General features: G+C 61.5%; 25 protein-coding genes. 19 read left to right on the top strand and 6 right to left on the bottom strand.

Going from position 1 to position 26,470, the window contains the following annotated elements; translation table 11 throughout:
* Positions 1-247: 247 nt before the first annotated feature.
* The 10 genes from OCT39_RS17250 (at position 248) to mgtE (ending at position 8,827) form a co-directional block, all read left to right on the top strand.
* Positions 248-643 (top strand): ATP synthase subunit I, encoded by a 396-nt coding sequence (locus OCT39_RS17250; protein WP_263585663.1) that lies wholly within the window; start codon positions 248-250, stop codon positions 641-643.
* 12 nt (positions 644-655) lie between these two features.
* Positions 656-1,483, top strand: a complete 828-nt coding sequence (gene atpB / locus OCT39_RS17245) for a F0F1 ATP synthase subunit A (protein ID WP_263585662.1) — start codon at positions 656-658, stop codon at positions 1,481-1,483.
* A 68-nt stretch (positions 1,484-1,551) separates the two neighbouring features.
* The gene (gene atpE / locus OCT39_RS17240) at positions 1,552-1,779 is read left to right on the top strand and encodes a F0F1 ATP synthase subunit C (protein ID WP_252107852.1); all 228 of its coding nucleotides are present in this window, start codon (positions 1,552-1,554) and stop codon (positions 1,777-1,779) included.
* Positions 1,780-1,855: 76 nt separating this feature from the next.
* Positions 1,856-2,326: a F0F1 ATP synthase subunit B gene (locus OCT39_RS17235; RefSeq protein ID WP_263585661.1), complete on the top strand. Its 471-nt coding sequence runs from the start codon at positions 1,856-1,858 to the stop codon at positions 2,324-2,326.
* Positions 2,327-2,337: 11 nt separating this feature from the next.
* Positions 2,338-2,871: a F0F1 ATP synthase subunit delta gene (locus OCT39_RS17230; RefSeq protein WP_263585660.1), complete on the top strand. Its 534-nt coding sequence runs from the start codon at positions 2,338-2,340 to the stop codon at positions 2,869-2,871.
* A 16-nt stretch (positions 2,872-2,887) separates the two neighbouring features.
* Positions 2,888-4,432, top strand: coding sequence for a F0F1 ATP synthase subunit alpha (atpA, locus tag OCT39_RS17225; RefSeq protein ID WP_263585659.1), 1,545 nt, complete (start codon positions 2,888-2,890; stop codon positions 4,430-4,432).
* A gap of 65 nt (positions 4,433-4,497) precedes the next feature.
* Positions 4,498-5,385, top strand: a complete 888-nt coding sequence (atpG, locus tag OCT39_RS17220; RefSeq protein WP_263585658.1) for a F0F1 ATP synthase subunit gamma — start codon at positions 4,498-4,500, stop codon at positions 5,383-5,385.
* 67 nt (positions 5,386-5,452) lie between these two features.
* Complete coding sequence (atpD, locus tag OCT39_RS17215; protein WP_263585657.1) at positions 5,453-6,832, top strand: F0F1 ATP synthase subunit beta; 1,380 nt, start codon at positions 5,453-5,455, stop codon at positions 6,830-6,832.
* Between the two features lie 24 nt (positions 6,833-6,856).
* Positions 6,857-7,285 carry a F0F1 ATP synthase subunit epsilon gene (locus OCT39_RS17210; RefSeq protein ID WP_263585656.1) on the top strand — a complete coding sequence of 143 codons (429 nt, stop codon included), beginning with the start codon at positions 6,857-6,859 and terminating at the stop codon, positions 7,283-7,285.
* A 156-nt stretch (positions 7,286-7,441) separates the two neighbouring features.
* On the top strand, positions 7,442-8,827 hold the full coding sequence (mgtE, locus tag OCT39_RS17205; RefSeq protein WP_263585655.1) for a magnesium transporter: 1,386 nt from the start codon (positions 7,442-7,444) through the stop codon (positions 8,825-8,827).
* Positions 8,828-8,868: 41 nt separating this feature from the next.
* On the opposite strand, the gene OCT39_RS17200 is transcribed toward mgtE, so the two are convergent.
* On the bottom strand, positions 8,869-10,062 hold the full coding sequence (locus OCT39_RS17200) for a cation diffusion facilitator family transporter (RefSeq protein ID WP_263585654.1): 1,194 nt from the start codon (positions 10,060-10,062) through the stop codon (positions 8,869-8,871).
* Positions 10,063-10,295: 233 nt separating this feature from the next.
* On the opposite strand from OCT39_RS17200, the gene OCT39_RS17195 reads away from it, so the two are divergent.
* From OCT39_RS17195 to nhaD, 5 genes are all read left to right on the top strand, one after another.
* Positions 10,296-11,096 (top strand): undecaprenyl-diphosphate phosphatase, encoded by an 801-nt coding sequence (locus OCT39_RS17195; RefSeq protein ID WP_263585653.1) that lies wholly within the window; start codon positions 10,296-10,298, stop codon positions 11,094-11,096.
* 28 nt (positions 11,097-11,124) lie between these two features.
* A complete protein-coding gene (locus OCT39_RS17190) occupies positions 11,125-12,255 on the top strand; it encodes an FAD:protein FMN transferase (protein ID WP_263585652.1) in 1,131 nt (376 codons plus the stop codon).
* Between the two features lies 1 nt (position 12,256).
* Positions 12,257-13,624 carry a bifunctional UDP-N-acetylglucosamine diphosphorylase/glucosamine-1-phosphate N-acetyltransferase GlmU gene (gene glmU, locus OCT39_RS17185; protein ID WP_263585651.1) on the top strand — a complete coding sequence of 456 codons (1,368 nt, stop codon included), beginning with the start codon at positions 12,257-12,259 and terminating at the stop codon, positions 13,622-13,624.
* Positions 13,625-13,658: 34 nt separating this feature from the next.
* Positions 13,659-15,485 (top strand): glutamine--fructose-6-phosphate transaminase (isomerizing), encoded by a 1,827-nt coding sequence (glmS, locus tag OCT39_RS17180; protein ID WP_263585650.1) that lies wholly within the window; start codon positions 13,659-13,661, stop codon positions 15,483-15,485.
* A gap of 142 nt (positions 15,486-15,627) precedes the next feature.
* A complete protein-coding gene (gene nhaD / locus OCT39_RS17175; RefSeq protein ID WP_263585649.1) occupies positions 15,628-17,094 on the top strand; it encodes a sodium:proton antiporter NhaD in 1,467 nt (488 codons plus the stop codon).
* A gap of 101 nt (positions 17,095-17,195) precedes the next feature.
* Here the strand turns inward: nhaD and OCT39_RS17170 are convergent, their stop codons facing one another.
* The 3 genes from OCT39_RS17170 to OCT39_RS17160 all read right to left on the bottom strand — a co-directional run bounded on the left by OCT39_RS17170 (position 17,196) and on the right by OCT39_RS17160 (position 20,023).
* Positions 17,196-17,813 (bottom strand): CBS domain-containing protein, encoded by a 618-nt coding sequence (locus OCT39_RS17170; protein WP_263585648.1) that lies wholly within the window; start codon positions 17,811-17,813, stop codon positions 17,196-17,198.
* Positions 17,814-17,939: 126 nt separating this feature from the next.
* Complete coding sequence (locus OCT39_RS17165; protein WP_263585647.1) at positions 17,940-19,349, bottom strand: ATP-binding protein; 1,410 nt, start codon at positions 19,347-19,349, stop codon at positions 17,940-17,942.
* On the bottom strand, positions 19,346-20,023 hold the full coding sequence (locus tag OCT39_RS17160; RefSeq protein WP_263585646.1) for a response regulator transcription factor: 678 nt from the start codon (positions 20,021-20,023) through the stop codon (positions 19,346-19,348). Before OCT39_RS17160 ends, OCT39_RS17165 begins: the two co-directional genes overlap by 4 nt.
* Before the next feature lie 70 nt (positions 20,024-20,093).
* Here OCT39_RS17160 and OCT39_RS17155 point away from each other — a divergent pair, with 70 nt between their 5' ends.
* Both OCT39_RS17155 and OCT39_RS17150 read left to right on the top strand, forming a co-directional pair.
* On the top strand, positions 20,094-20,999 hold the full coding sequence (locus OCT39_RS17155) for a GNAT family N-acetyltransferase (protein ID WP_263585645.1): 906 nt from the start codon (positions 20,094-20,096) through the stop codon (positions 20,997-20,999).
* 312 nt (positions 21,000-21,311) lie between these two features.
* Positions 21,312-21,980, top strand: coding sequence for a c-type cytochrome (locus OCT39_RS17150; RefSeq protein ID WP_263585644.1), 669 nt, complete (start codon positions 21,312-21,314; stop codon positions 21,978-21,980).
* A gap of 85 nt (positions 21,981-22,065) precedes the next feature.
* On the opposite strand, the gene rep is transcribed toward OCT39_RS17150, so the two are convergent.
* Positions 22,066-24,132, bottom strand: a complete 2,067-nt coding sequence (rep, locus tag OCT39_RS17145) for a DNA helicase Rep (RefSeq protein WP_263585643.1) — start codon at positions 24,130-24,132, stop codon at positions 22,066-22,068.
* Between the two features lie 241 nt (positions 24,133-24,373).
* On the opposite strand from rep, the gene OCT39_RS17140 reads away from it, so the two are divergent.
* Positions 24,374-24,841 (top strand): tRNA (cytidine(34)-2'-O)-methyltransferase, encoded by a 468-nt coding sequence (locus tag OCT39_RS17140; protein ID WP_263585642.1) that lies wholly within the window; start codon positions 24,374-24,376, stop codon positions 24,839-24,841.
* Here OCT39_RS17140 and pyrE read toward each other — a convergent pair.
* Positions 24,838-25,506, bottom strand: coding sequence for an orotate phosphoribosyltransferase (gene pyrE / locus OCT39_RS17135; RefSeq protein WP_263585641.1), 669 nt, complete (start codon positions 25,504-25,506; stop codon positions 24,838-24,840). The two genes, OCT39_RS17140 and pyrE, sit on opposite strands and share 4 nt — an antisense overlap.
* Before the next feature lie 134 nt (positions 25,507-25,640).
* On the opposite strand from pyrE, the gene OCT39_RS17130 reads away from it, so the two are divergent.
* Positions 25,641-26,408 carry an exodeoxyribonuclease III gene (locus tag OCT39_RS17130; protein ID WP_263585640.1) on the top strand — a complete coding sequence of 256 codons (768 nt, stop codon included), beginning with the start codon at positions 25,641-25,643 and terminating at the stop codon, positions 26,406-26,408.
* Positions 26,409-26,470 lie beyond the last annotated feature (62 nt).

Raw genomic sequence — 26,470 nt, 5'->3', positions numbered from 1 at the left:
GATAAATAGCAGGCTCATTAAATAGCCACACGTTAGCCCCTATTTTTAGCGCTTTGGTCGCAACTGCGCGCGTAAACCCGCAAATTAGACGCAACTTCGGTTGAAGGTGTGATAGCGCTTCCCTATAATCGCGCAAGATTTGTGCAGGTTGTTCGCAGTAACGGAACGGCAAAGAGTAAAACAGCGAACGCCACGGCTTCAGCCTTCGATGCTGACACGCAAGTGCCGAGGGGTTGGGCCGGGGGCTATGCAGCGATTCGAAACGCAGCGGCGCAGAACCTATATCGTTCAGCTCACGCTCGCTCAGTTAGCCATCATGCTACTCGGCGCGGCGCTTGCGTACCCGGTGGCCGGTTTATCCGGCAGCGTTTCAGTGGTGACCGGGGCGCTGGTGGCGATACTGCCGCACGCGTTTTTCATACAGCGAATGGGGTTTCTTCGCACTCGTGGCCGCCGAGCCGGCGCCACGCACCTGCTGCGCGCCGAGGCAGGCAAGTTTGGTTTGACGGTGGCACTTTTCACGCTGGTCTTCGTGGCAGTGCCTCCCTCAAACCCTACTTTATTTTTTAGCGCTTATGTTGCGGTGATACTGACGCATTGGCTGGCGCCCTGGTTAATGCTGAAACGCCGTACAACTGATTGAGGTGACATCTCCATGGCCGCAGGTAACGAAGTCTCGACGACTTACTATATCCAGCACCACTTGCAGAATCTGACCTTTGGTCATCATCCGGTCAACGGCTGGTCGCTGGCGCATAGCGCCGAAGAGGCGAGTGAAATGGGCTTTTGGGCGATCCACCTGGACACCATGGGCTGGTCGATCGCGATGGGTCTTCTGTTCATCTGGCTCTTCCGTAAGGCGGGCAAGATGGCGACCACCGGCGTGCCGGGCGGCCTGCAAAACGCCGTCGAGATGGTGTTCGAGTTCGTCGAAAACATGATTCAGGGCGCCTTCAAGGGACATAACCCGTTGATTCCCCCGTTGGCACTGACGCTGTTCGTGTGGATTCTGTTCATGAACACGCTGAAGATCATCCCCGTCGACTTCTTCCCGGTGCTGTTTGCCAAGCTCGGCGTCGATTATATGAAGATCGTACCCACCACCGACGTGAACGCCACGCTCGGCCTGGCGCTGGGCGTGTTCGGTTTGATTCTCTACTACAGCTTCAAGGTGAAGGGCGTGGGCGGTTTTGCCCGCGAGCTTTCGCTGACCCCGTTCAACCACTGGCTGTTGATTCCCTTCAACCTGGTGCTCGAAATCGTGTCGCTGCTGGTCAAGCCGTTTAGCCTCGCGATGCGTCTGTTCGGCAACATGTTTGCCGGTGAAGTGATCTTTATCCTGATCGCCATGCTGCCCTTCTGGGCCATCTGGGTGCTCGACGTGCCGTGGGCCATCTTCCACATCCTGATCGTCACCCTGCAGGCGTTCATCTTTACCGTTTTGTCCGTGGTCTACCTGAGCGCTGCTCACGAACACCACTGATCTCAAGATCCACCCTTAACTTCAACCCTCAACCTCAACCTTAAACTTGAAAAACCAGGAGCATTACCATGGAAATGATCTACATTGCTGCTTCCATCATGATCGGTCTGGGTGCACTCGGCACCGGTATCGGCTTTGCGATCCTCGGCGGTAAGCTGATCGAGTCCACTGCTCGCCAGCCGGAGCTTGGCGACCAGCTGCAAACCAAAACCTTCCTGATGGCGGGTCTGCTGGATGCGGTACCGATGATCGGTGTTGGTATCGCGATGTACCTGATCTTCGTTGTTGCCGGTTAATCAAACCTGACCGGGCGCTTTTTCGCTCGGTTTTGTTTTACCCCGGTCGCCACGAACTTGTCAGAGGTACAGTCCTGTGAATATCAACATGACGCTTATCGGGCAGACGATCGCCTTCGCGATCTTTGTCTGGTTTTGCATAAAGTACGTGTGGCCTCCGATCAGCAACGCGCTTCACGAGCGCCAGAAGAAAATTGCTGATGGTTTGGACGCAGCCAGCCGTGCAACGCGCGATCTCGAACTTGCCCAGGAGCGCTCCGAGCAGACGCTCAAGGAGAGCAAGGAGCAGGCATCCGCTATCATCGAGCAGGCCAACAAGCGCTCTGCCCAGATGATCGAAGAGGCGCGGGAGCAGGCGCGAGTTGAAGGCGAGCGCATCATTGCAAGCGCCCGCTCTGAAATCGAGCAAGAGGTCAATCGCGCGAAAAGCGAGCTTCTTGCTCAGGTGTCTCACCTCGCGATCATCGGCGCTGAGCGTATTTTGCAAGAGTCGGTCGACGAGAACGCACATCGCAAGTTGCTTGATGAGCTTGCCGCCGAACTGTAAGGAGGTGACCCATGGCGGAATTACTGACCGTCGCTCGTCCTTACGCCAAGGCGGCGTTTGAATACGCGCGTGACCAACAAGCGTTTGATAGCTGGTCCCAGACGCTGAACTTCCTAAGCGTTGCAGTCGCCGATGACACGCTTCGCCGCGTGCTTGGCAGCCCGAAGGTGTCCAGCGAGCAAAAGGTCGAGCTTCTGTGCGACCTGTTGTCGGAAAAGCCCGACGGCCTGGATCGTTTCTTGACGACGCTGGCCGCTCAGGGGCGCCTCATGGCTCTGCCCTTCATCGCCGATCAGTTCGAGCGCCTGCGCGCCGAACACGAGGAGCGTGTCGAGGTGCTGGTCACGTCGGCTTACAAGCTGACGGCGCCGCAGAAAACCAAGTTGGCAAACGCGCTTAAAAAGCGTCTGAATCGCGAAATCTCCATTACTACTCAGGTAGACAAGTCGCTCATCGGCGGTGTCATCCTGCGTGCCGGCGACACCGTCATCGACGGTTCGGTACGCGGTCGATTGAACCGCCTTTCTGACGCGCTCACCGCTTGAGTCCGAGGGACATGGCATGCAGCAACTGAATCCTTCCGAGATCAGCGACATCATCAAGCAGCGTATCGAGAAGCTTGACGTCGCATCCGAAGCCCGTAATCAGGGCACCATCGTCACCGTTTCCGACGGTATCGTGAAAATTCACGGCCTCGAAGACGCGATGTTTGGTGAAATGATCGAATTTCCGAACTCCGTGTTCGGCATGGTACTCAACCTGGAGCGCGACTCCGTGGGTGCCGTCGTACTGGGCGATTACCTGCTCCTCGAAGAGGGCATGACCGCCAAGTGTACCGGTCGCATCCTCGAAGTGCCGGTAGGCCCTGAACTCGTTGGCCGCGTGGTCGACGCGCTCGGTAACCCCATCGACGGCAAGGGCGACATCGACGCCAAGATGACCGACGCGGTCGAGAAAGTCGCGCCGGGCGTCATCACACGTCAGTCCGTCGACGAGCCGATCCAGACGGGTCTGAAGTCGATCGACTCCATGGTGCCGATCGGTCGCGGTCAGCGTGAGCTGATCATCGGCGACCGTCAGATCGGTAAGTCGGCGATCGCGATCGACGCGATCATCAACCAGAAAGGCAAGGGCGTCACCTGTGTCTACGTCGCGATCGGTCAGAAGCAGTCGACCATCGCCAACGTGGTACGCAAGCTCGAAGAGCACGGCGCGATGGAGCACACCATCGTGGTCGCGGCCGGCGCTGCCGACCCGGCGCCGATGCAGTTCCTCGCCGCCTACTCCGGCTGCACCATGGGCGAGTACTTCCGCGATCGCGGCGAAGACGCGCTGATCGTCTATGACGATCTTTCCAAGCAGGCCGTGGCGTATCGTCAGGTATCGCTTTTGCTGCGTCGTCCGCCGGGCCGTGAAGCTTACCCGGGTGACGTGTTCTACCTCCACTCGCGTCTTCTGGAGCGCGCCGCGCGCGTCAACGCCGACTACGTGGAGAAATTCACGAACGGCGAAGTAACCGGCAAGACCGGTTCCTTGACCGCACTGCCGATCATCGAAACCCAGGGCGGCGACGTCTCCGCGTTCGTTCCGACCAACGTGATCTCGATCACCGACGGTCAGATCTTTTTGGAGACCAACCTGTTCAACTCGGGCATCCGCCCGGCGATCAACGCCGGTCTCTCGGTATCGCGTGTTGGTGGCTCGGCCCAGACCAAGATCATCAAGAAGCTTGGTGGTAGCGTGCGTCTGGCACTCGCCCAGTACCGTGAGCTGGCGGCGTTCTCGCAGTTCGCCTCGGATCTGGACGAAGCCACGCGCAAGCAGCTCGAGCACGGTCAGCGCGTCACCGAGCTGATGAAGCAAAATCAATACTCGCCGATGTCCGTGGCTGAAATGGCGCTTACCCTGTACGCCGCCAACGAAGGTCATCTGGATGATGTCAGCGTCGACAAGGTGCTGGATTTCGAGCGTGCCCTGCACGACTACATGAAGTCCGAGCACGCTGATCTGATGGACAAGATCAACCAGACCGGCGACTACAACGACGAGATCAAAAACGGCTTGAAGTCGGGTCTCGAACAGTTCAAGGCGACTCAGAGCTGGTAATGATTGGCCCGCCTCGCGGCGGGCTTGCCTACTTTCTGAGAGCCACGAACGAAGGGTAGATCGCTATGGCAGCTGCAAAAGAGATACGCACCCAGATCGGGAGCATCAAAAATACGCAGAAAATCACCAGCGCCATGGAAATGGTCGCTGCGTCGAAGATGCGTAAAGCACAAGATCTGATGAAGGCTGGCCAGCCCTACGCACGACAGATTCGTAACGTGGTCGGCCACATCGCTGACGCCAACCCCGAGTACAAGCACGACTACATGGTCGAGCGCGAGGTGAAGCGCGTTGGTTACATCGTGGTGTCCACCGACCGCGGTCTGTGCGGCGGTTTGAACGTCAACCTCTTCAAGGCCGTGCTGAAAGACGCCGCCGCCTGGAGAGAGGAAGGCGCCGAGCTGGACTTCTGCGCCCTGGGCTCGAAGGCTGGCGCCTTTTTCCGCAAGTACGGCGGCAACCTGGTTGCGGCGAAAAGCGGATTGGGCGAAAAGCCGACCGTCGAGGGTCTGATCGGTAGTGTCAAGGTCATGCTCGAAGCGTACGACGAAGGCCGACTGGATCGTCTATACGTGGTGTACAACGAATTCGTCAACACCATGACGCAAAAGCCGGTGGTTCGTCAGCTCCTGCCGCTCTCATCCGACATGGGTGAGAACGCCGGACATGACAACGAAGAAAACGCCCGTCCCGGAAGCTGGGACTACCTGTATGAACCGGATGCCAAGGCGTTGCTGGACAGCCTGCTGATTCGCTTTATCGAATCCCAGGTGTATCAGGCGGTGGTCGAAAACGGTGCGTGCGAACAGGCCGCCCGGATGATCGCCATGAAGAGCGCGACCGACAACGCGGGTAATCTGATCGACGATCTGGAGATGGTCTACAACAAGGCCCGCCAGGCCGCCATTACCCAGGAAATTTCCGAGATTGTCGGCGGCGCTTCAGCCGTATAACGCCTTTGGAGCCGCCAACGGCTTCAGGCAGACAGGTTTCATTTGCAGGTTTTAAAGAGGAACCAAGATGAGCGGACGTATCGTACAAATCATCGGCGCGGTGATTGACGTAGAGTTTCCGCGGGACTCTGTGCCCAAGGTCTACGACGCGCTGAAAGTCTCTGATAAAGAGACCATCCTCGAAGTCCAGCAGCAGCTGGGCGACGGCGTGGTGCGCACCATCGCCATGGGCTCCACCGAGGGCCTGAAGCGTAATCTGGACGTGACCAACACAGGGGCCGCAATCTCCGTGCCGGTCGGTAAAGAGACGCTGGGCCGGATCATGAACGTGCTCGGCGAGCCGATCGACGAAGCCGGCCCCATCGGTGAAACCGAGCGCATGCCGATTCACCGCAAGGCGCCGAGCTACGCCGACCAGGCTGCTTCCAACGAGCTTTTGGAAACCGGCATCAAGGTCATCGACCTGGTGTGCCCGTTCGCCAAGGGCGGTAAGGTAGGCCTGTTCGGCGGCGCGGGTGTGGGTAAAACCGTCAACATGATGGAGCTTATCCGCAACATCGCCACCGAGCACAGCGGCTACTCCGTATTCGCCGGTGTCGGTGAGCGTACGCGTGAGGGTAACGACTTCTATCACGAGATGACCGAGTCCAACGTTATCGACAAGGTATCGCTGGTATACGGTCAGATGAACGAGCCGCCGGGTAACCGTCTGCGCGTGGCGCTGACCGGCCTGACCATCGCGGAAAAATTCCGTGACGAAGGCCGCGACGTTCTGCTGTTCGTCGACAACATCTACCGCTACACCCTGGCGGGTACCGAAGTATCGGCGCTCTTGGGCCGTATGCCGTCCGCGGTAGGTTACCAGCCGACGCTGGCCGAGGAGATGGGCGTTCTGCAGGAGCGTATCACCTCGACCAAGAACGGTTCGATCACCTCCGTGCAGGCGGTTTACGTTCCCGCGGATGACTTGACCGACCCGTCGCCGGCAACCACCTTCTCGCACCTGGACGCCACCGTGGTACTGGCGCGCTCCATCGCCGAACTGGGTATCTACCCGGCGATCGATCCGCTGGACTCCACCTCGCGTCAGCTCGACCCGCTGGTGGTAGGTGAAGAGCACTACAACATCGCCCGCGGTGTTCAGGGTGTTCTGCAGCGCTACAAGGAACTCAAGGATATCATCGCCATTCTGGGTATGGACGAGCTGTCGGACGAAGACAAGCTGGCCGTGGCCCGGGCGCGTAAGATCCAGCGTTTCCTGTCGCAGCCGTTCTTCGTGGCCGAGGTGTTTACTGGTTCGCCGGGCAAATACGTGTCGCTGAAAGACACGATCAAGGGCTTCCAGGGCATTCTCGACGGTGATTATGACGATCTGCCCGAACAGGCCTTCTACATGGTCGGCTCTATCGACGAAGCGGTCGAAAAAGCCAACCAGATGAAGAAGTAATCCCGTTCAATAGGGGGATTCGCTATGGCGAATAGCTTCACTTGCAATATCGTCAGCGCCGAAGACTCGATCTTCTCGGGAGCCATCGAAATGGTGGTGGCGGCCGGCGTCGTGGGCGATCTCGGTATTCTGCCGGGGCACGCTCCGCTTTTGACTGAGCTACAGCCCGGGCCGGTTCGCGTGTTTCACGACGGTGGCAAGGAAGATCATTTCTTTGTCTCCGGGGGCTTCATGGAGGTCCAGCCGGACCACGTGACCATCCTGGCCGATGCCGCCTCGCGAGCGAGCGACCTTGACGAAGCCGCTGCCGAACAGGCGCGGGAAGAAGCGCTGAAAGCCTTCAACGACAAGTCCGCTGAGCTCGACTACACGCGCGCATCGGCAGAGCTTGCCGAAGCCGTGGCCCAGCTGCGTACGATCCAGCAGCTGCGCAAGAAGGCGGGCAAGGGCTAGGAAGATCTACGCCTCTCGCGCGACGAACACGCTCCTTGAGCCCATCGGGTTCAGGGAGCGTTTTTTTTCTCTGCTACTATAGGCGCATACGCGCCGCGTCAAAAAACGCACGGTCACCCTTCATCCTGCCCACTGGGTTTAGTAGAGGAAATTGCGATGTCGCTAAACGATGAAACCCTGCAGGCATTGAAAGCGGCGCTCTTGAACGCGCTCGACGCCAACCCCGTGCGCCGGGACCTGCTCGCCGGGCGGCTGGCGGAAATTCGCTCGGCGGATATCGGCGAAGTGCTCGAGGAGCTTATCGAGGATGACGAGCGGCTGCCGGCAGCGATCGCCATCCTCGATATTCTCTCACCGGAGCGCGCTGCCAACGTACTGGGCTACCTGCCCGGGGAAAGCCAGCTCGAGGTCGTCGGCGAGCTCTCTGACACCCAGGTACTGAAACTTCTCGAAGAGATGGGCTCTGACGAACGGGCGGATCTTTTCAACCTGCTGGGTGAAGATCGCCGCGAGGCGCTGTTGCGGCGCATGGCCCACCAGGAGCGCGAGGATCTAAAGCGCCTGGCAAGCTACGAGCAGGGTACCGCCGGCGCCATCATGACCTCGGACTATGTCGCGATCGCCAGCGGCATGACGGTGTCGCAGGCGCTGATGCGCGTTCGCCAGACCGCGCCGGACGCGGAGACGGTCTACCAGCTCTACGTGCTGGATAGCGACGGCGAGCTGATCGGCACCATGTCGCTGCGCCAGTTGATGGTGGCGCGTCCGGGCGCGGTGATCGACGATATCATGATCAAGGATGTGATCAGCACCGCCGTGGATCGCGCCCAGGAGGATGTCGCCCGCGTGGTCGCCCGCTACGATCTGCTGGCGCTGCCGGTGATCGATAGTGATCGGCGCATGGTCGGCATCGTCACCCACGACGATGCGATGGACGTGGCGGAGTCCGAGGCGACCGAGGATATCCACAAGGGGATGTCGATCGGCCAGCTCGAGGACGGCGTGAGCCGCGTATCGCTCACAAGCCTTTACCGCAAGCGTGTGACCTGGCTGGTGCTGCTGGTGTTCGCCAATCTTTTCTCTGGAGCAGGCATCGCCTACTTCGAGGACGTGATCGCCGCTCAGGTAGCGCTGGTATTCTTTTTACCACTTCTGATCGGCAGCGGCGGCAACGCCGGCGCCCAGGCGGCGACGCTGATGGTGCGCGGTATGGCGACCGGGGATGTCGGGGTAAAGGATTGGAGCAAGATGCTCGGCCGGGAGCTTCTGGTCGCAGGCTCTTTGGGGGTGACCATGGCGATTGCGGTGGCGCCGATTGGCATCATGCGCGGCGGCCAGGCGGTGGCGGGAATCGTTGCGCTGAGCATGGTAGTGATCGTGCTGTTTGGCAGCCTGATTGGCATGTGCCTGCCCTTCGTACTCGAGCGCTTCAAGGTCGACCCGGCCACGGCCTCGGCGCCACTGGTGACCACGCTGATCGACGCCACGGGCGTATTGATCTACTTCAGCATCGCCACTGCCGTACTGGTCAGCGTGAACTAGACCGTTGGAACCAGCAGACGGTGTCAACCAGTCAAATGCGACTAGCGCAGCGCGCTGCTCGCCGCCCGGGTGATGAAGAGAATCTCGACGTGGCCCAGCCATTCGATATCGCCGGCCATGGCCTTGAGCTGGCTGGCCAGGCACTGGGGCGGCTGGTGCACCGGGTCGCTGATGATCAGCGACACCGACACCTTGTTGTCCAGGTAGTGAAGCTGTAGATCATTCAGGGTGCGCCACACCGGGTGCGCGTACCAACGCTCGTCGAGCGCGGCTTCGACCTCCGGGCGCAGCGGCAGGCCCGGCAGCTTGCTTGGGTCGCCTTCGCCGGCGTCGTCTTCCGGGTCGATATGGAAAATCACGTCGGTGAGCAGCGGAAATTCGTGGCGCAGCCGGCGGCTCACTTCGTTGCCGATCTCGTGGGCTTCTGACACGGTGATCGTCGGCCCCACCACGATATGCAGATCGACCATTACCCAGCCCGCAGACTGGCGCGTGCGCAGGTCGTGCACGCTGTCAACGCCTGGCACGCTGCAGGCCACATCGTACATCTGGCGCTGCACCTCCTCGGGCAGTGCGGTATCGACGAGCTCGCGAGCGGACTGCCACAGAAGATCCCAACCCACCTTGCCGACCAACAGCCCGACCACCACGGCGGCCACGGCGTCCAGCCAGCCGGCGCCGAACTGCGCGCCGAGAAGCGCTACCAGCACCACGGCGGTGGAGAGCGCGTCGCTTCGCGAGTGCCAGGCATTGGCTTCCAGAAGCTTCGACTTCACCTCCTTCGCCACGCGCATGGTGTAGCGAAAGATCCACTCCTTGCTCAAAAGCGCCGCCACGGTGATCGCAATCGCCACCACGCCCGGCGCGTTGACGCCTTCGCCGTTCAACAGTCGATCGACGCTCGACCAGGCGATCGCCCCGGCCACGAAAATCAGGATACTGCCCAGCAGCAGCGTGGTCAGCGTTTCGATACGCCCATGACCATAGTGGTGGTCGTCGTCCGGCCCCTGGCGGCCGTAATGGATGGCCGTGAGTACGAAGCCATCGGTGACCAGATCGGAGAGCGAGTGAATGCCGTCGGCAATCAGCGCCGCCGAGCCGACCAGATAGCCAACCGCCACTTTCACGATGCTTAAAAGCGCGTCGAGCCAAGCGCCCACGTAGGTCACCCGCTTGGCTTTTTGATGGTCGAGCGCATAGTGTTGAACCACTGGCGATTCTACGGTCTCAGACATGGGTTCCCTGCCGGGGCTTGCACGATCGATAGGGCTCTATTGTAGCGCATCAAGGCTTCATCCATACCCCTGAACGTTTGTTCACTTGATGTTACAAAGCGGACAAATATCGAGAGGATGTGTATTCTTGCAACCCGGTCAGGGCCACATCGAAGAGGTCTTGTCTGAAAAGCGTGGCCGCTCGCCGGCTTTTCAGACAGCACCCGAATAACGTCATACGAACAGGATTATTCATGGATTGGCTTCAAGTAGTGGTGCTGGCAGTCGTACAGGGGTTGACCGAGTTTCTTCCCGTTTCGAGCTCGGCGCATCTCATTCTGGTTCCCGTACTAACCGACTGGGACGACCAGGGCCTGGCGTTCGACGTGGCGCTGCATCTGGGCAGTCTCAGCGCGGTCATCCTCTATTTTCGCCACGAGCTTTGGCAGATGGTGACCAGTACGTTCGCCACTTTGGGCGGCAAAGGCATCAATCGCGACGCAACGCTGGCGCTTTGGGTGGTGGTGGCAACCCTTCCGGTGTGCGCGGTCGGTTTTCTGCTTCAGGACGTCGTCGAGGCGAACATGCGCTCGACATCCGTCATCGCGGTCAGCCTCATCGTGTTCGGGCTGCTGCTGGGCTACGCCGACATGAAAAAGCGCGGTGAGCGCACGGAGTACGACATGCGCCTGAAGGATGCTCTCATCATTGGCGCCGCCCAGGTGCTTGCGCTCATTCCCGGCACCTCGCGCTCGGGCATCACGATGACCGCCGCGCTGATGGTGGGAATGGGCCGGGAGGGGGCTTCGCGCTTCTCGTTTCTGCTCTCCATTCCCGTAATCGTACTGGCCGGCGGGCTCGAAACCTTCAAACTCGTCAGCACGCCGGTGTCGGTCGACGTCACCGCCATGCTCTGGGCGACCCTGCTCTCCGGCGTCAGCGCCTATCTCTGTATTCACTACTTTTTAGCGGTGATTAGAAAGTTGAGTATGCAACCCTTCGTGGTTTATCGCGTATTATTTGGCCTTTGGCTGTTGTGGTTCTTTTACGTTTAGCCGCCCAGCGTTTTCGAAGAGATCCTGCATGAAAATGACCTCGCCGAGCGCGAACCGACCCGCGCGCTATCTTCCTCTCGCGCTGCTGCTGGCGCTTGGCCTGTTGGCGGGCTGCTCGGAAAGCGACCGCCCGCTCGACTCGCCCGTACGCCTGGAGGGCGGCATCTTTGGTACGTTCTATCAGGTCACCATTGCCGATCCGCTCACCCAGGGTGAGGCGCAGTCGCTCGAGGAGGGCATTCTCGCCGAGCTCGAGGATGTCGATCAGGCGATGTCCACCTACCGCGACGACTCGGAGCTGATCGCCTTCAACGATGCCCCGCTCGACGAGTGGCAGCCGCTCTCCAACGAGCTGATCGAAGTGATGGCGATCAGCCAGTCGGTGGCCGAGGCGAGCAACGGCGCCTTCGATATCACCGTCGGTGAGCTGGTCAATCTTTGGAGTTTTGGCCCCGAGGCGCGGCCTCAGGAAATCCCTTCCGATCAGGAACTCGAAGAGCGCCTGGCGCGCATCGGCTTCGATGCCGTCGAAGTGGATACGCAGAAAATGCAGGCGCGGCGCGTGCGCGACGTTTTCGTCGACCTCTCCGGGGTAGCCAAAGGCCACGCCACGGATCGGGTCGCGGCGTATCTCGACAAGCAAGGCATCGACAACTACCTGGTCAATCTGGGCGGTGATCTGATCGCCCGCGGCCACCGGGTTGCCGCCGAGCAGGAGCCCTGGCGCATCGGCATCGAGGTGCCCCGAGACGGGCGCCCCCAAGCGCAGCACATCATTCCGCTGGAGACGCTGTCGGTGGCTACCTCCGGTGACTACCGCAACTACTTCGAAGTGGACGGGCAGCGCTACGCCCACACCCTGGACCCGCGCACCGGGCGCCCGGTTACCCACAGCCTTGCCTCGGTGTCGGTGTTTCATCCCTCGAATGCCTGGGCGGACGCCTGGGCCACCGCGCTTTTGGTGGTGGGCGAGGAGGTCGGTATGCAGATGGCCGTCGACAACGACCTGAGCGTGCTGATGCTCGTAAGCGGCGACGAAGGGCAGTGGCAGAGCGTGGCGAGTCCCGCCTTCGTCGACTACTTCGGTGAAGACCTCATTCAAACGCTCGGCGTCGATGTATGGAACGCCGAGACGACACCCGACGCAACAGGTGAATAACGTGCAAGAACTCGATATCGTCATTCTCGCCGCTGGCAAGGGCTCGAGAATGCGCTCGCAAACGCCCAAGGTGCTCCATCAACTGGCCGGTAAACCTTTGGTTCAGCACGTGCTGGATAGCGCTTTTGCGCTTTCGCCCACGCGTACCCATGTGGTGATCGGCCACGGCGCAGACCAGCTGCGCGAAGCGCTCGAAGGCCAGAACGTTAATTTCGCCGTCCAGACCGAGCAGAAAGGCACCGGCCACGCCGTCGCCCAGGCCCAATCGCAGTGGGGAAGCGGCAAGGTACTGGTGCTCTACGGCGACGTGCCCTTGATTCAAACCGACACCCTGCGCGCGCTGCTCGACCAGGTCGACGATCGCCACATGGGGCTCTTGACGGTCACGCTTCCCGACCCCACCGGCTACGGGCGCATCAAGCGCAACGAGCAGGGCGAGGCGGTCGCCATCGTCGAGCAAAAGGATGCCAGCCGTGACGAGCTCGCCATCACCGAATGCAACACCGGCATCATGGCGATGACCAGCGAGCAGCTCTCGCGCTGGCTGCCAAAGCTCTCGGATCAAAACGCCCAGGGCGAGTACTACCTGACCGACGTGATCGAGCTTGCAAGTAATGAAGGCACCCGAGTCTGCACCGCCCAGCCGCAAAGCGCTCTCGAGGTCGAAGGCATCAACAATCGCGCTCAGATGGCCAGGCTTGAGCGCGCCCACCAGCTTATGCTGGCCGAGGCGTTGATGGAGCAGGGCGTGGCGCTGGCGGACCCGACACGGCTGGACGTGCGCGGCTCGCTCACCTGTGGCGAGGACGTCTTCATCGACGTCGGGTGCGTGTTCGAAGGCGAAGTACGCCTGGAAAAAGGCGTACGCGTCGGGCCCTACAGTGTGATTAAAAACAGCACGCTGGGCCCCGATAGTACGATTGACAGCCACAGCGTAATAGAAGATACCGTAACCACTGGCCACAATCAGATTGGCCCCTTTGCCCGACTGCGCCCGGGAACGCGGCTGGCGCGGGGGGCCAAAATTGGCAACTTCGTCGAGACCAAGAATGCCGAGGTGGGCGAAGGCAGTAAGATCAACCATTTGAGTTATGTAGGCGATGCGCGTTTGGGCCGCGATGTGAACGTGGGCGCCGGCGTGATTACCTGCAATTACGACGGTGCGAACAAGCATCAAACCGTCATCGAGAACGGTGCGTTCATCGGCTCCAACAGCGCCCTGGTCGCCCCTGTGCTGATCGGCGCGGGGGCGACGGTCGGCGCGGGCTCGACGGTGACGCGGGATGTCGACGACCATGCGTTGGCGTTGGCGCGCAGTCAGCAAACCCAGAAAACGCCCTGGTCACGCCCGGCCAAAAAAACGTCTTAACCCTATTACTGCCCAAAACGCCAAGGAGTGAGCCATGTGTGGCATCGTCGCAGCGGTTGCACAGCGCAACGTACAGGAAATTCTGCTGGAGGGTCTTCGGCGCCTGGAGTACCGGGGCTATGACTCTGCCGGAATGACGGTGCCAAGCGGTGGCCAGCTAAAGCGCCACCGTGCGGTCGGCAAGGTGGCCGCACTGGCACAAAAACTCGAGGATGCACCGCTGCCCGGCACCTTCGGCATTGCCCACACCCGCTGGGCCACCCACGGCACGCCCGTCGAGGCCAACGCCCACCCGCACCACAGCAGCGACCGGGTCGCCGTGGTGCATAACGGCATCATCGAAAACTTCGAATCGATCAAACGCCGCCTCGAAGGCGACGGCTATACGTTTGAGTCGCAAACCGATACCGAAGTGATCGCTCATCTGCTCGACGAGCGTATCAAGGGGGGCGCGAGTCTTTATGAGGCGACCCGGCAGATCGTCGACCAGCTCGGCGGCGCCTACGCGCTGGGGGTAGTGAGCGCCGCGGAGCCGAACGTGGTGATCGGCGCCCGTCAGGGAAGCCCCCTGGTGGTCGGCGTGGGCATCGACGAGGCGTTTCTCGCCTCGGATCCGATGGCGCTTTTGCCGGTGACCGACCGCTTCATCTATCTCGAAGAGGGCGATCTGGTGGTGCTGCGCGAGCACGGCAAGGTTCAGGTGATCGACCGCGACGGAACATCCGTCGACCGCCCGGTTCAGACCTTCGAGCACGGTGACGGTGCGGCGAGCAAGGGTGAATACCGCCACTACATGCTCAAGGAGATCTTCGAGCAGCCCGGGCTGATCAGCGCGGCGCTGGAAGGGCGCTTGAGCGCCGACAGCGTGCTGGTCGAAAGCTTCGGCCCCGAGGCGGTGTCGCTGTTCAAGGCCACGCGCCAGATCCATATCGTCGCCTGTGGCACGAGCTACCATGCAGGTATGGTCGCGCGCTACTGGCTCGAGCGCTACGCCGGCGTGCCGGTTCAGGTGGAGGTCGCCTCGGAGTATCGCTACCGCTGCCCGGTGGTACCAGACGACACGCTGTTCGTCACGCTCTCCCAGTCCGGCGAAACCGCGGACACCATGGCGGCGCTGCGCTTTGCCAAAACCCTGGGCTATGTGGGAACGCTTGCGATCTGCAACGTGCCGGGAAGCTCGCTGGTACGCGAATCCGATGTGGCGCTGATGACCCGCGCTGGCCCGGAGATCGGCGTGGCCTCGACCAAGGCATTCACCACCCAGCTGGTGGCGCTGATGCTGCTGACGCTGTCGGTGGCGAAGGTAAAAGAGCGGGGCGATTACCGCGACATCGTCGAAGTACTGCGCACGCTGCCCGAGCTTTGCCAAAAAGTGCTGGCGCTGGATAGCCAGATCGAGACGCTCTCCCAGGCCTTTGCCGAGAAGCACCACGCGCTCTTTTTAGGGCGTGGCGCCCACTACCCGGTAGCGCTGGAAGGCGCGCTCAAGCTCAAGGAGATCTCCTACATTCACGCCGAGGCGTACCCGGCCGGTGAGCTCAAGCACGGCCCTCTTGCGCTGGTCGACAGCGAAATGCCGGTAGTTTCGGTGGCGCCCAACGATGACCTGCTCGAAAAGCTCAAGTCGAACCTGCAGGAAGTTCGCGCTCGCGGCGGGCAGCTTTTTGTCTTCGCCGACGAGAACGTGGGCATCAAGCCCGAGGAAGGCATCGAGGTACTGACATTACCCCACGTGCACGAAGCGCTGGCGCCGCTTCTCTATACGCTTCCGCTGCAGCTTCTGAGTTATCACGTGGCGGTACTCAAGGGCACCGACGTCGACCAGCCGCGTAACCTGGCCAAGAGCGTCACCGTCGAATAACGTTGCAAAGATTCACAAATTGGGCTTTGCAAGACGCGGTCAATTGTCGCATCGTATGCGCAACCGCTGCGTTGCAACACGTCGTTAGTGTGCTTATCATTCGGCGGTGTCTCTCCACCTAAACGCCCAGGATCTCGCCGCCATGACTCCATCAAACGCCCTCGCAGCCCGGTGCTCCAACCGCCGGGGTGCCTGGCTGTTGATCTCGTTTGTGCTTCTCGCTTTTCCCTCGCTCGCCTTCGCCGCCCCCGGCCCCATCGATCTCACCACATCTGCTGCCGGTATCACCGCCGTTGCGCTGTTTATCCTCGCCTATGCGCTGGTGATGTCCGAAGAAATCATCCACATGCGCAAGTCCAAGCCCGTGCTGGTTGCGGCGGGGCTGATCTGGGCGATCGTGGCTTGGGTCTACGTGCAGGCGGGCATGCCCGAGGTCTCGGAGGAGGCGTTTCGCGAAACGCTTCTGGAGTACACCGAGCTTTTGCTGTTTTTGCTGGTGGCGATGACCTACATCAACGCCATGGAGGAGCGCCGGGTGTTCGATGCGCTGCGCGCCTGGCTCGTGCGCAAGGGCTTTAGCTACCGTAGCCTTTTCTGGATCACCGGCGTGCTCGCCTTTTTCATCTCGTCGATCGCCAACAACATGACCACGGCGATGCTGATGTGCGCCGTGGTGCTCAAGGTCGCCGAAGGCGATAACAAGTTCATCGGCCTTTGCTGTGTCAACGTGGTGGTTGCCTCCAACGCCGGCGGCGCCTTCAGCCCGTTTGGCGATATCACCACGCTGATGGTGTGGCAGGGTGGTCAGGTACCGTTCATGGGCTTTTTCGTGCTGCTGGTGCCGGCGATCATCAATTTCATGGTCCCCGCCACCATCATGAACTTCTTCATCCAGAATCGTCAGCCCGCCGCGCTCACCGAAAACGTCTGGCTCAAGCGCGGCGCACGACGCATCATCGTGCTTTTCCTGCTGACCGTGGCGATCTCGGTGCTGTGCCACTCGATACTCTACCTGCCGCCGGCGATGGGCATGATGTTCGGTCTCGGGCTTTTGCAGTTCTTCGGCTACTACCTGCGCCGGAGTCTGCCGCGCTCGCTCGAGCGCAAGCGTGAGCGCTACTCGCGCCGCGGCGACTGGAAAAAGCTCGAGCAGCTTGGAAGCGTGGTGCCCTTCGATATCTTCAGCCGGATCGCCCGCTCCGAGTGGGACACGCTGCTGTTCTTCTACGGGGTAGTGCTGTGCGTGGGCGGGCTCGGGTTCATGGGCTATCTCGCGCTTCTCTCCGAGACGCTCTACGGCGGCTGGAATCCGGTCTGGGCCAACGTGGTGCTGGGGCTGATCTCGGCGGTGGTGGATAACATTCCCGTCATGTTCGCCGTGCTCTCCATGGCGCCGGACATGTCCGAGGGCAACTGGCTGCTGATCACCCTGACCGCTGGCGTAGGCGGAAGCCTGCTCTCCATGGGCTCGGCGGCGGGCGTGGCGCTGATGGGTCAGGCCCGCGGCATCTACACCTTTGCGGTGCATCTACGCTGGGTGCCGGCCATTTTGCTCGGCTACGCCGCGAGTATCGGCGCGCACCTGCTGATCAACGCCTCGCTGTTCTAGGCTCGCAAGCGTTTGACGTATGGCGTGAGCCAAACGAAAACCGCCCTCGAAGGAGGGCGGTTTTTTTATTCGGCAAATTCGTTCGGCAAAACAGGCGGGGCTTACAAATCGTGGCCGGTGATAACCTGGCAAATATCGGCGAAGCTGCTGGCCATCGGGATGGCGGAGCTCGATACCTTGCTGTTCGCGCCCTTACCGATGGCATTTTGAATATCGGTCACCGAGATCAGGCCGCGAACGCTCAGCGCGTGCTCGTCGTTGTGCTCGGTGATCAACAGGTGCTGCTCGGTAAAGCTCTCCATGGAGAGAATCAGATCCTGAATGCTCAGGGATTCCAGATGCTCCAGCGGCATGGCGCTGAGCTTCTCCCAGGGCGTCATGATCATCTCGGCGGTGACTTCCTCGCGATCGATCTGGCGCTGCTGCATGGCCAGGTTCACGCGGCGAGTGCCGATCACTTCCTTGGAGGTCAGCACGCCGATGCAGTGGCCTTCCGGGTCGATTACGAACAGCAGGCGAACACCGCTGTGGCGCATTTTCAGATTCGCCTCGTTGATCGGCATATCCGAGGCGACCGACTGCGGGGCGACCTGTTTGAAATCGGTCAAAAGCTCGAACGCCGGGCTGTCCGGGGTCAGCTTTTTCGCAGCCGGAGTGGTCAGGAACGGGGTCTGGCCGAATTGGACAAGCGGCTTGGGTTTGCGAACCATCAGATTCATGGCGATACCTCCAGAGTAAGAGTGAGCGAGCCTGGGAGCCCGTTTCGTACTTCAAGAGTTACACATGATTCTTATCACAAGCTTAAGAGTGTCCAAACTTTGTTAAATGAAGGTGATAACCCAACGCTATGACGGTGTAGCCGCCGCGTGACGTGCAAGCACTGCGCGCACGCGAAGCCCGCCGTCGGGGGCGTCCTCGAGACTCAGTTCACCCGAGTGGCGCGTGACCAGCCGCCCGACGATCGAAAGCCCCAGACCCGCCCCGGCACCTGGCCCCGCGCGCTGAAAACGCTCCAGGGCGCGCAGGCGCTCGCTCTCGATAATGCCCGGGCCCTGGTCGTCGACGAGAACGGTGACGGTTTTTGCATCGGCCTTTAGGGTGACGGTCACGGTGGTCTGGGGTGGGGCGTGCTGCAGCGCGTTGCCGACCAGGTTCTGGATCAGCGTTTCGATGGCGCCGGGCTCCTCATCCATGCGCCAGCTTGCGTGCGGGTCGGCATTCATTAACAGCTGATGGCCGCTTTTGGCGGCCAGCGGCGAGAGCTTCGCCAGCGTTTCGCGAGTTTCAAAAGCGACGTCGATACGCCTGGCCGCCGGCGGCGCATCCACGTCCGGGTCGAGCCGTGCAAGCGTCAAAAGCTGGCCAACCAGCCGGGTGGCGCGCGCTACGCCATCGCGCAGGAGCGTCAACGAGGTCCCGCGATCCTCGGCGTTATCGGCGGCCAGCGCGTTCTGGGCGTGAAGGTCGAGCACGGCCAGCGGCGTTCGAAGCTCGTGGGTAGCATCGGCGATGAAGCGCTTTTCGCGCGCTCTCAGCCGGCCCACTCGTTCGAGCAGCCGGTCGAGCGCGCCGGCGATGGTGGCAAGCTCGAGCGGCAGTGGCTCCCGCGAGAGCGGTTTCAGATTATTAGGGTCGCGGTTTCGGATCTGTTCGGCCATGCGCGACAGCGGCGACAGCCCCCAGCCGATCGACCACCACAAAAGCGCCGTCAAAAGCGGCAGACCCAACAGATCCGGCATCAGGGTGCGAAGTGCCACCCGGGCGATCAGCTCGTCGCGCACGTCCTCACGCTCGCCCACGACCACCCGGCGGTCGGTCTCCGGCACGCTCAGCGTGTAGACGCGCCATGCCTGGTTCTCTACCTCGAGCGAGGAGTAGCCCGGCGGCTGCCGGTTGAGCGCCGCGGTTGGGGCCGCCGTCGAACGCAGCAGCAGCGAATCACCTTCCCAGAGCTGGAACACCAGCGGGCTTTCGTAGCGGTGGCTTTCGTAGAGAGGACTGTCGGCGCGCTCCGATGCGCCTTCTGCCTCGGAGAGCGCCCGGGCGAGGCTCTCCAGCAGCACGTCGCGGTCGGCCTCGGGCAGCGGCGCGCGCAAAAATCCTTCGAGCAGCCGCGCGTTTTGCGAAAGGCTCGCGTCGTAAAGCTCCTCGATCTCCTGGGCGGCGTAGCGATAGCTGATATAGCCGATGACCAGCACGCTAAGACCAAACACCAGCAGGGTCAGGCCGAGAGTGCGCTGGCGAAGCGATGTCACGGCGCAGGCTCTGCGGTGGCCTTGTCCATCACGTAGCCGATGCCGCGCACGGTGCGCACCGCGTCGCTGAAGAGCTTGCGGCGAAGATGATGAACGTGCACCTCGATGGCGTTACTCTCGACATCCTCCTCCCAGCCGTAAAGCAGCTGAGCGAGCGCGTCACGGGTGAACACGCGCCCCGGATGGCTCATGAACTCCTGCAGCAGGGTAAACTCGCGGCGCGACAGCGCGATCTCCTGGCCCTGGTAGGTGACGCTGAGCGACTCCGGATCGAGCTCGATACCGCGGCAGCAAAGCCTGGAGCTTACCTGACCCTGGCTTCGGCGTAACAGCGCCCGCAGGCGCGCCTTGAGCTCCTCGACCTCGAAGGGTTTGGTCAGGTAGTCGTCGGCACCGGCGTCGAGCCCGGCAATGCGGCTGTCGACACCGTCGCGGGCGGTGAGGATCAGCACGGGCACCTGTACGTTGAGACGGCGTGCGCCTTCCAGCACCGCCATGCCATCCAGGCGCGGCAGGCCCAGGTCCAGAATAACCGCATCGAAAATTTCGTTTTTCAGGACGTTCAACGCCGCGGCGCCATCGCCAAGATGATCCACGGTGTAGTGTTCGGGCTTCAAGGCCAGGCGAATTCCCGACGCTAGACTGGGATCGTCTTCGACCAGCAGTATACGCATAGCAGTGCAGGACTCCTTTCATTCACAGCGGGACCGGACGAATCCGTCGCGTTACGTCGGAGAAGCTAACATGCCATGTCACGAAGCGTTCGACCACTATTGCGTGGGCGCGTGCCCTTTCAAGCAGCGCCGCGAAGCGCTCTTGAAGCTCGGTGCGGTGACAGACCCGTCCTGTCAGGCCGACCTGCAGCGCGCGTTACAGCGGATGAAGCGTGCACCGAAAAGCGATTGGCAGGGGCTTCGCGTCGTCAAACGAGGCGCTCACATCGAGACGGCGCTATGGATCGAGCCCATGGAGGGGGCCATCGCCCGGCTCTGGCTACCCGGTGTTCAGCACGCGTGTGTGGGCGCGCTTTTGAGAGATGCCCGTCAGTCGGTCGACGAGCAGGGAGTCGCACTTTGCCACGTGGCGCTTGCGGCAGGTGACAGGCACTGGGAGCCGGTGCTTGTACGAAGCGCCATGGAGCGCTTGGCTACGCTTTGGCACTTGAACGTCACGCTTTCAACGCCGCCTGCCACGCAGACGCTTGAGACAGCCCCGTTCGACGCGCTCGAGCGCGAAGCGCAGCTCTCGCTGTTACAAGGCGTCAGCGACGGCTCGCTCGACTGTCCGGCGCTGCTCGAGGCGCTGCCGATACGAACGCTACTGTCGGGATTTTACGCCGGGGCTCCCGATGCCCCCAGGCACTGGTATCGCATTCTTCACGATGGCGAAACGGCGGGTGTGCTGCTGCTGGCACCGCAAGGCCCCGCGCGCTGGGAGCTTCAGCTGATGGGGTTATTGCCGGGCTTACGCGGTCGAGGGCTTGGCCGGGCGCTTTTAGAGCGGGCGATGCGGCTGGCGTTTCAGGCTGGCGCCCGTGAGCTTTGTCTAACCGTCGATGCGCAGAACGCCCCGGCCGTCAGGCTTTACCTCGATGCCGGGTTCGAGCGTGAAAGCGAGCAATGGCTTTATGCGTGGCGTCAGCCTTCGTAATCGCGGCAAACGGTCGTTGAAAAACGCCTTTTTACTCTATACTGAGGGCGTTCGCACAAGGACGACTGTTCAATTCATGGAGGAACGCTGGTGAAAATCATTCTCGGTATTATCGTATTTATCTTCCTCGTCGGTTTGTTGACGCTAACGGGCGTGTTCAAGCTCATCTTCTGACGGTGTCGGCGTGGGCTTGACGTTCGAGCCAGCCATCGGTCGCGACGCACTAGCGCTCGCGATCGTTTCCCCCTTTTTCTTCACGCCCCGACGTGGCTTTCGGCCGGTCGGGGCGATGTGTCATACAAGGAGTCCACGGTGAGCGTCAGGCGCGTAGCGGCAGTAGTGTTCGGCGTTTTATCAAGCGTCGCCGTGGCCGGTGAGACCGGAGAGGGCGAGGCGGTCTATGACCGGCTCTGCATGGCGTGTCACCAAACCGGCGTGGCCGGCGCGCCGATCCGCGGCGAAAGCGATCACTGGACGGCGCGCCTGGAGCAGGACGTCGAGACGCTGGTGCAGCACGCCATCGACGGCATCGGCGCCATGCCGCCCCGCGGCGGCAATCCCAACCTGACCGACGACGAGATACGTGCGGCCACGCACTATCTGATCGAGCCGGTCATGGCGACGCCGGCTGAAAAGAGCGAGGCGTTTGATGAGAGTGTCGAGGGCGAGACGCCGCTACCGGTTGCTGACGATGCCGAGTCTGACACCGAAAGCGAAGGCTCAAGCGTCGATCACCGCCGTCTCGACGGCGAGGCGCTTTACGTTCGCGCGCGCTGCGCCACCTGCCACGCCACCGGTATCGCCCGCTCGCCGAAACTGGGTGACGCAAGCGCCTGGCGGGAGCGGCTGGCGCAGGGGCGTGAGACGCTCTATCAAAGTGTGATCCTGGGCAAGGGCGTGATGCCACCCCGGGGCGCGAGCACCGCCAGCGACGACGAGCTCAAGGCGATGGTGGACTACATGATCGAGCGCGTCCGCTAACGCGCCCATTCAAGCCATCCACAGCCGCTCGGCTCGGTCCGGCTGTGGATAACTCGATATTCACCCGATTTTATCGTGCGCGTATCTAGCCCAGCAGCGAGCGCAGCCCGGCGATCGCATCCTTGCCGCGTGCCTGTTTCTTGTCCGGGTCTTCCTTGTCGGCGCGCCCCTCCCATTCGAGGTCGTCGGCGGGCAGCTCGTCGAGAAAGCGGCTCGGCTGGCAGTCCATCAGCTCGCCGTACGCCTTGCGCTGGCGGGCCAGCGTCATGGTCAGCGTACGCCGGGCACGGGTGATACCCACGTAGGCCAGGCGGCGCTCCTCCTCGACGGTGCCGACCTCGATGGCGTTACGGTGGGGTAGCAGATCCTCTTCGAGCCCCATCAGGTAGACGTGGGGAAACTCCAAACCTTTCGAGGCGTGCATGGTGAGTAGCTGCACGCGGTCGGAGTCGTCCTCCTCGGCCTGCTGCTCGAGAATATCGCGCAGCACCAGCCGCGAGATGGCCGCTTCGACGCCGTCGGTTTCTGTTGCCGTCGAGTCGTCGTCCTCTTCCGGGTCGCGATTGAGCGACTTCTCGAGCTGGTCGATCAAGATCCACACGTTGGCCATGCGCCGTTCGGCGATGGTCGGGGCGCTGGCGTTCTGGTAGAGCCAGGCCTCGTAATCCATGTCGCGCAGCATGTCGCGAATGGCGGCGATGGCGTCACCCTGGTCCATGCGCTTTCTGACCCCTTCGATGAAGTGGGTAAAGCGCCCCAGACGCTCCACCGCCCGGGTCGGCAGCACCTGCTCCAGGCCCAATTCGCGGCAGGCGTTGAACAGCGAAATGGCGCGGCCGGAGGCCTGGTCGTTGGCGTAGTTGGCGAGCTTTTCGAGCGTGCCGGGGCCGATCTCGCGGCGCGGCACGTTGACGATGCGCAAGAAGGCGTTGTCGTCCGCCGGATTGATCAGAAGGCGCAGGTAGGCCATGGCGTCCTTGATCTCGTTGCGCGAGAAAAACGAGGTGCCGCCGGAGAGCTTGTAGGGAATCTGGTAGTGCTGGAGCTTGAGCTCCAAAAGCCTGGCCTGAAAATTGCCCCGGTAGAGTACCGCGAAGTCGCGCCACTCCGCTTTCTCCTTGATGCGCCGGGTGAGCATTTCGCTCGCCACCCGCTCCGCCTCGGCCTCCTCGTGGCGGTTGACTACCACGCGGATCGGCGCGCCGTCGCCCATCTCCGACCAGAGCGTCTTGTCGTAGACGTGGGGGTTATTGGCAATCAGCGTGTTCGCCGCGCGCAGGATGGTACCGGTGGAGCGATAGTTCTGCTCAAGCTTGATGACGTTCAAGCGGGGAAAATCCTCGCCCAGCGTCACCAGGTTCTCCGGGCGCGCGCCGCGCCAGGCGTAGATCGACTGATCGTCGTCGCCGACCACGGTGAAGGTGGCGCGCTCGGCCATCAAAAGCTTCACTAAAAGATACTGCGAGACGTTGGTGTCCTGATACTCGTCCACCAGCATGTAGTGGATCTTGCGCCGCCAGCGCGCCAGCGCCTCTGCGTCGTTTTGCAAAAGCACTACCGGCAGCAGAATCAGGTCGTCGAAATCCACCGCGTTGTAGGCTTTCAAATGGCGCATGTAGGCTTCATACACCCGCGCGGCGAACTGCTCGTCCTCGTCTTCGGCGTGGGATAGCGCCTGGCTTGGCAGCACCAGATCGTTTTTCCAGGTGGAGATTTTGGCCTGCACCGCGTTGATCTGCTCGGCGTCGACCTGAGCGTCCTTGTTCATCAGATCGCGCAAGAGCGCCTTGGCGTCTTCCGGGTCAAACAGCGAAAAGCCCGGCTTGTAGCCCAGGGTTTTCAGCTCGCCGCGAATGATGTTGAGCCCCAGGGTGTGGAAGGTCGAGACGGTCAGCCCGTGGCCTTCCTTGCCCTTGAGCATCTGGCCGACCCGCTCTTTCATCTCTCGGGCGGCCTTGTTGGTGAAGGTGACCGCGGCGATTCGCCGCGCGCTCATGCCGCACTCCTGAACGAGATAGGCGATCTTGGTGGTGATCACGCTGGTCTTGCCCGAGCCTGCGCCAGCCAGTACCAGGCAGGGGCCGTCGATATATCGAACCGCCTCTTGCTGTCGCGGGTTGAGGCCTTTGATGCGGCTGAGAATAGAGGACATGATCACTACCTGAGAGGAAAGCGGGACGCTTTGGCCGTATCATACAGGCCGGCAAGACGAAGGCGAAACCGGTGAATAAAAGTGGCCGGTAGCGTCTAAAAAATCTTTTATAGCATTAGACCAAAGTTCTATAAGAGCTTGTATAATACGCGACCGCTAAAGGCGCCACGCCTTTGCTTTCCGCGTTGAGCCTGCCCCGGCCGTTGATCTACCGGCCGGCGCAGCACGCAAAGGAAGAGGCATGTTTGAAGTAGCGCTGTTCGAGCCGCGCATGGCGCCCAATACGGGCAACATCATGCGCCTGGTGGCCAATAACGGCTGTCGGCTGCATTTGATCGAGCCGTTGGGCTTCGATCTCGAGGAGAAGAAGCTTCGCCGCGCGGGGCTCGACTATCGGGACCTGGCCAACGTGACGCGCCACGCCAATTTCGCCGCCTTTGTCGAGGCGATGGCCGGCCGCCGGATCTGGGCGATCACCACGAAAGGCGTCAAGGCGCACAGCGAGGCCGCCTTTGCCCCGGGGGACGTGCTGCTGTTCGGCTCGGAAACCGGCGGGCTCTCAGCGGATGTCCACGCCGCGATCGACGATGCCCAAAAGCTTCGGATCCCCATGCAGCCCAACAACCGCAGTCTCAATCTCTCCAACGCCGTCGCGGTGGTGAGTTACGAGGCCTGGCGCCAGCAGGGCTACCAGGGCGCCGGCAATTAGGCGGCGGTGACGCCGTAGCGGTCGCGGTAGGCGCGCACCGCCTCGGCGTAGGCGAGCATCTCGCCGCCGGCATGCTCTTCGAGATATTCAAGTACCTGCTCGAGCGTGACGATACTAACGACGGGCATGCCGTAGTTGGCGGTGACTTCCTGCAGCGCGCTCTTCTCGCCCTGGCCGCGCTCCTGGCGATCCAGCGCGATGATGACGCCGGCGGCGCGGGCGCTTTGAGCCTCGATCAGCGTCATCACCTCGCGAATGGCGGTACCGGCGGTGATCACATCGTCGATGATCAGAATGTCGCCGGCAAGCGCTGCGCCGACGATGTTGCCGCCTTCGCCGTGGGCCTTCGCCTCCTTGCGATTGAAGGCGTAGGGCATGTCCCGGCCATGATGGTCGGCAAGCGCCGCGGCGGTCACGGCGGCCAGGGGAATGCCCTTGTAGGCCGGGCCGAAGAGCACATCGGCGCGAAGGTCGCTGTCCATGATCGCCTGGGCGTAGAAGCGGCCGAGTTTGGCCAAGGCGCGTCCGGTTTGAAAAAGACCGGCGTTGAAGAAATAGGGGCTGACACGCCCGGACTTGAGCGTGAACTCGCCGAATTTGAGTACGCCCTGTTCGATGGCGAAGGCGATGAAGTCGCGCTGATAGGTTTTGAGAGTCGAAGTCACAATGATCGTCTCTTGAGTCGAAAGTGAGTGAAAGTAACCGATTTGATCAGGTAACACGCCTGATTGAGGCTGCCTATTTACCCAAACGTCGAAACGTCGGGTATCATACCGCAGCGACGCAAAAGGGACGATTTATGAAAATTGCCAGCATTAATGTCAATGGTATACGCGATGCCGTCGACCGAGGCTTCCTGGACTGGCTGGCTCAGCAGGATGTCGACGTGGTCTGCGTGCAGAATCTCAAGGCCAAGAGCTTCGAACTGGGCGACCATATCCTCTATCCGGAAGGCTTCGAAGGCTATTTTCTCGATGCCGAGGAGGACGGCTTCTCCGGCGTGGGCCTTTATTGTCGTAAGATTCCCAAGGCGATCATGTACGGGCTGGGCTTTCCCCAGTGCGACCACGAAGGGCGCTTTTTGCAGGCGGACTATGACCGCTTCAGCATCGCCACGTTTTTGATGCCCGACGGCTCGGACCAAAAGGCCAAGCACGCCTTCATGGAGCAGTACCAGGAGTACCTGACCAAGATGTCGCGCAAGCGCCGCGAGTACATCATCTGCGGGACCTGGCACATCGCCCACAAGACTGTCGATCTGGCCAACTGGTCCGACAACCAGCTCACCTCTGGCTTTCGCCCGGAAGAGCGCGCCTGGATGGACCAGGTGCTCGGCCCGACCGGCTTCATCGACACCTTCCGCGAAATCAACCGCGACGCCGGCGAATACACCTGGTGGCCGAAGCTCGACCAGGATGTTCCTCGCGACCGCCAGGAAGGTTGGCGCATCGATTACCAGCTGGTCGGCCCGAACTTTCGCCGCCACGTGGTCGACGCCTGGATCGACTATGACGCCACCTTCTCCGAGTACGCGCCGCTGATCGTCGAGTACGATCTCGCGCTTTAAGCGAAGACGGCTTCCCGCGTCGCCTTTAGCGAGCCGTTCGCAAAAAGGCCAGCATCATGCTG

It is taken from the genome of Halomonas sp. GD1P12, from assembly GCF_025725645.1.
In the GTDB taxonomy this organism is placed as follows: Bacteria; Pseudomonadota; Gammaproteobacteria; order Pseudomonadales; family Halomonadaceae; genus Vreelandella.
The sequence above is the reverse complement of the archived record's forward strand: the minus strand, read 5'-3'. Positions and strand labels throughout refer to the sequence as shown.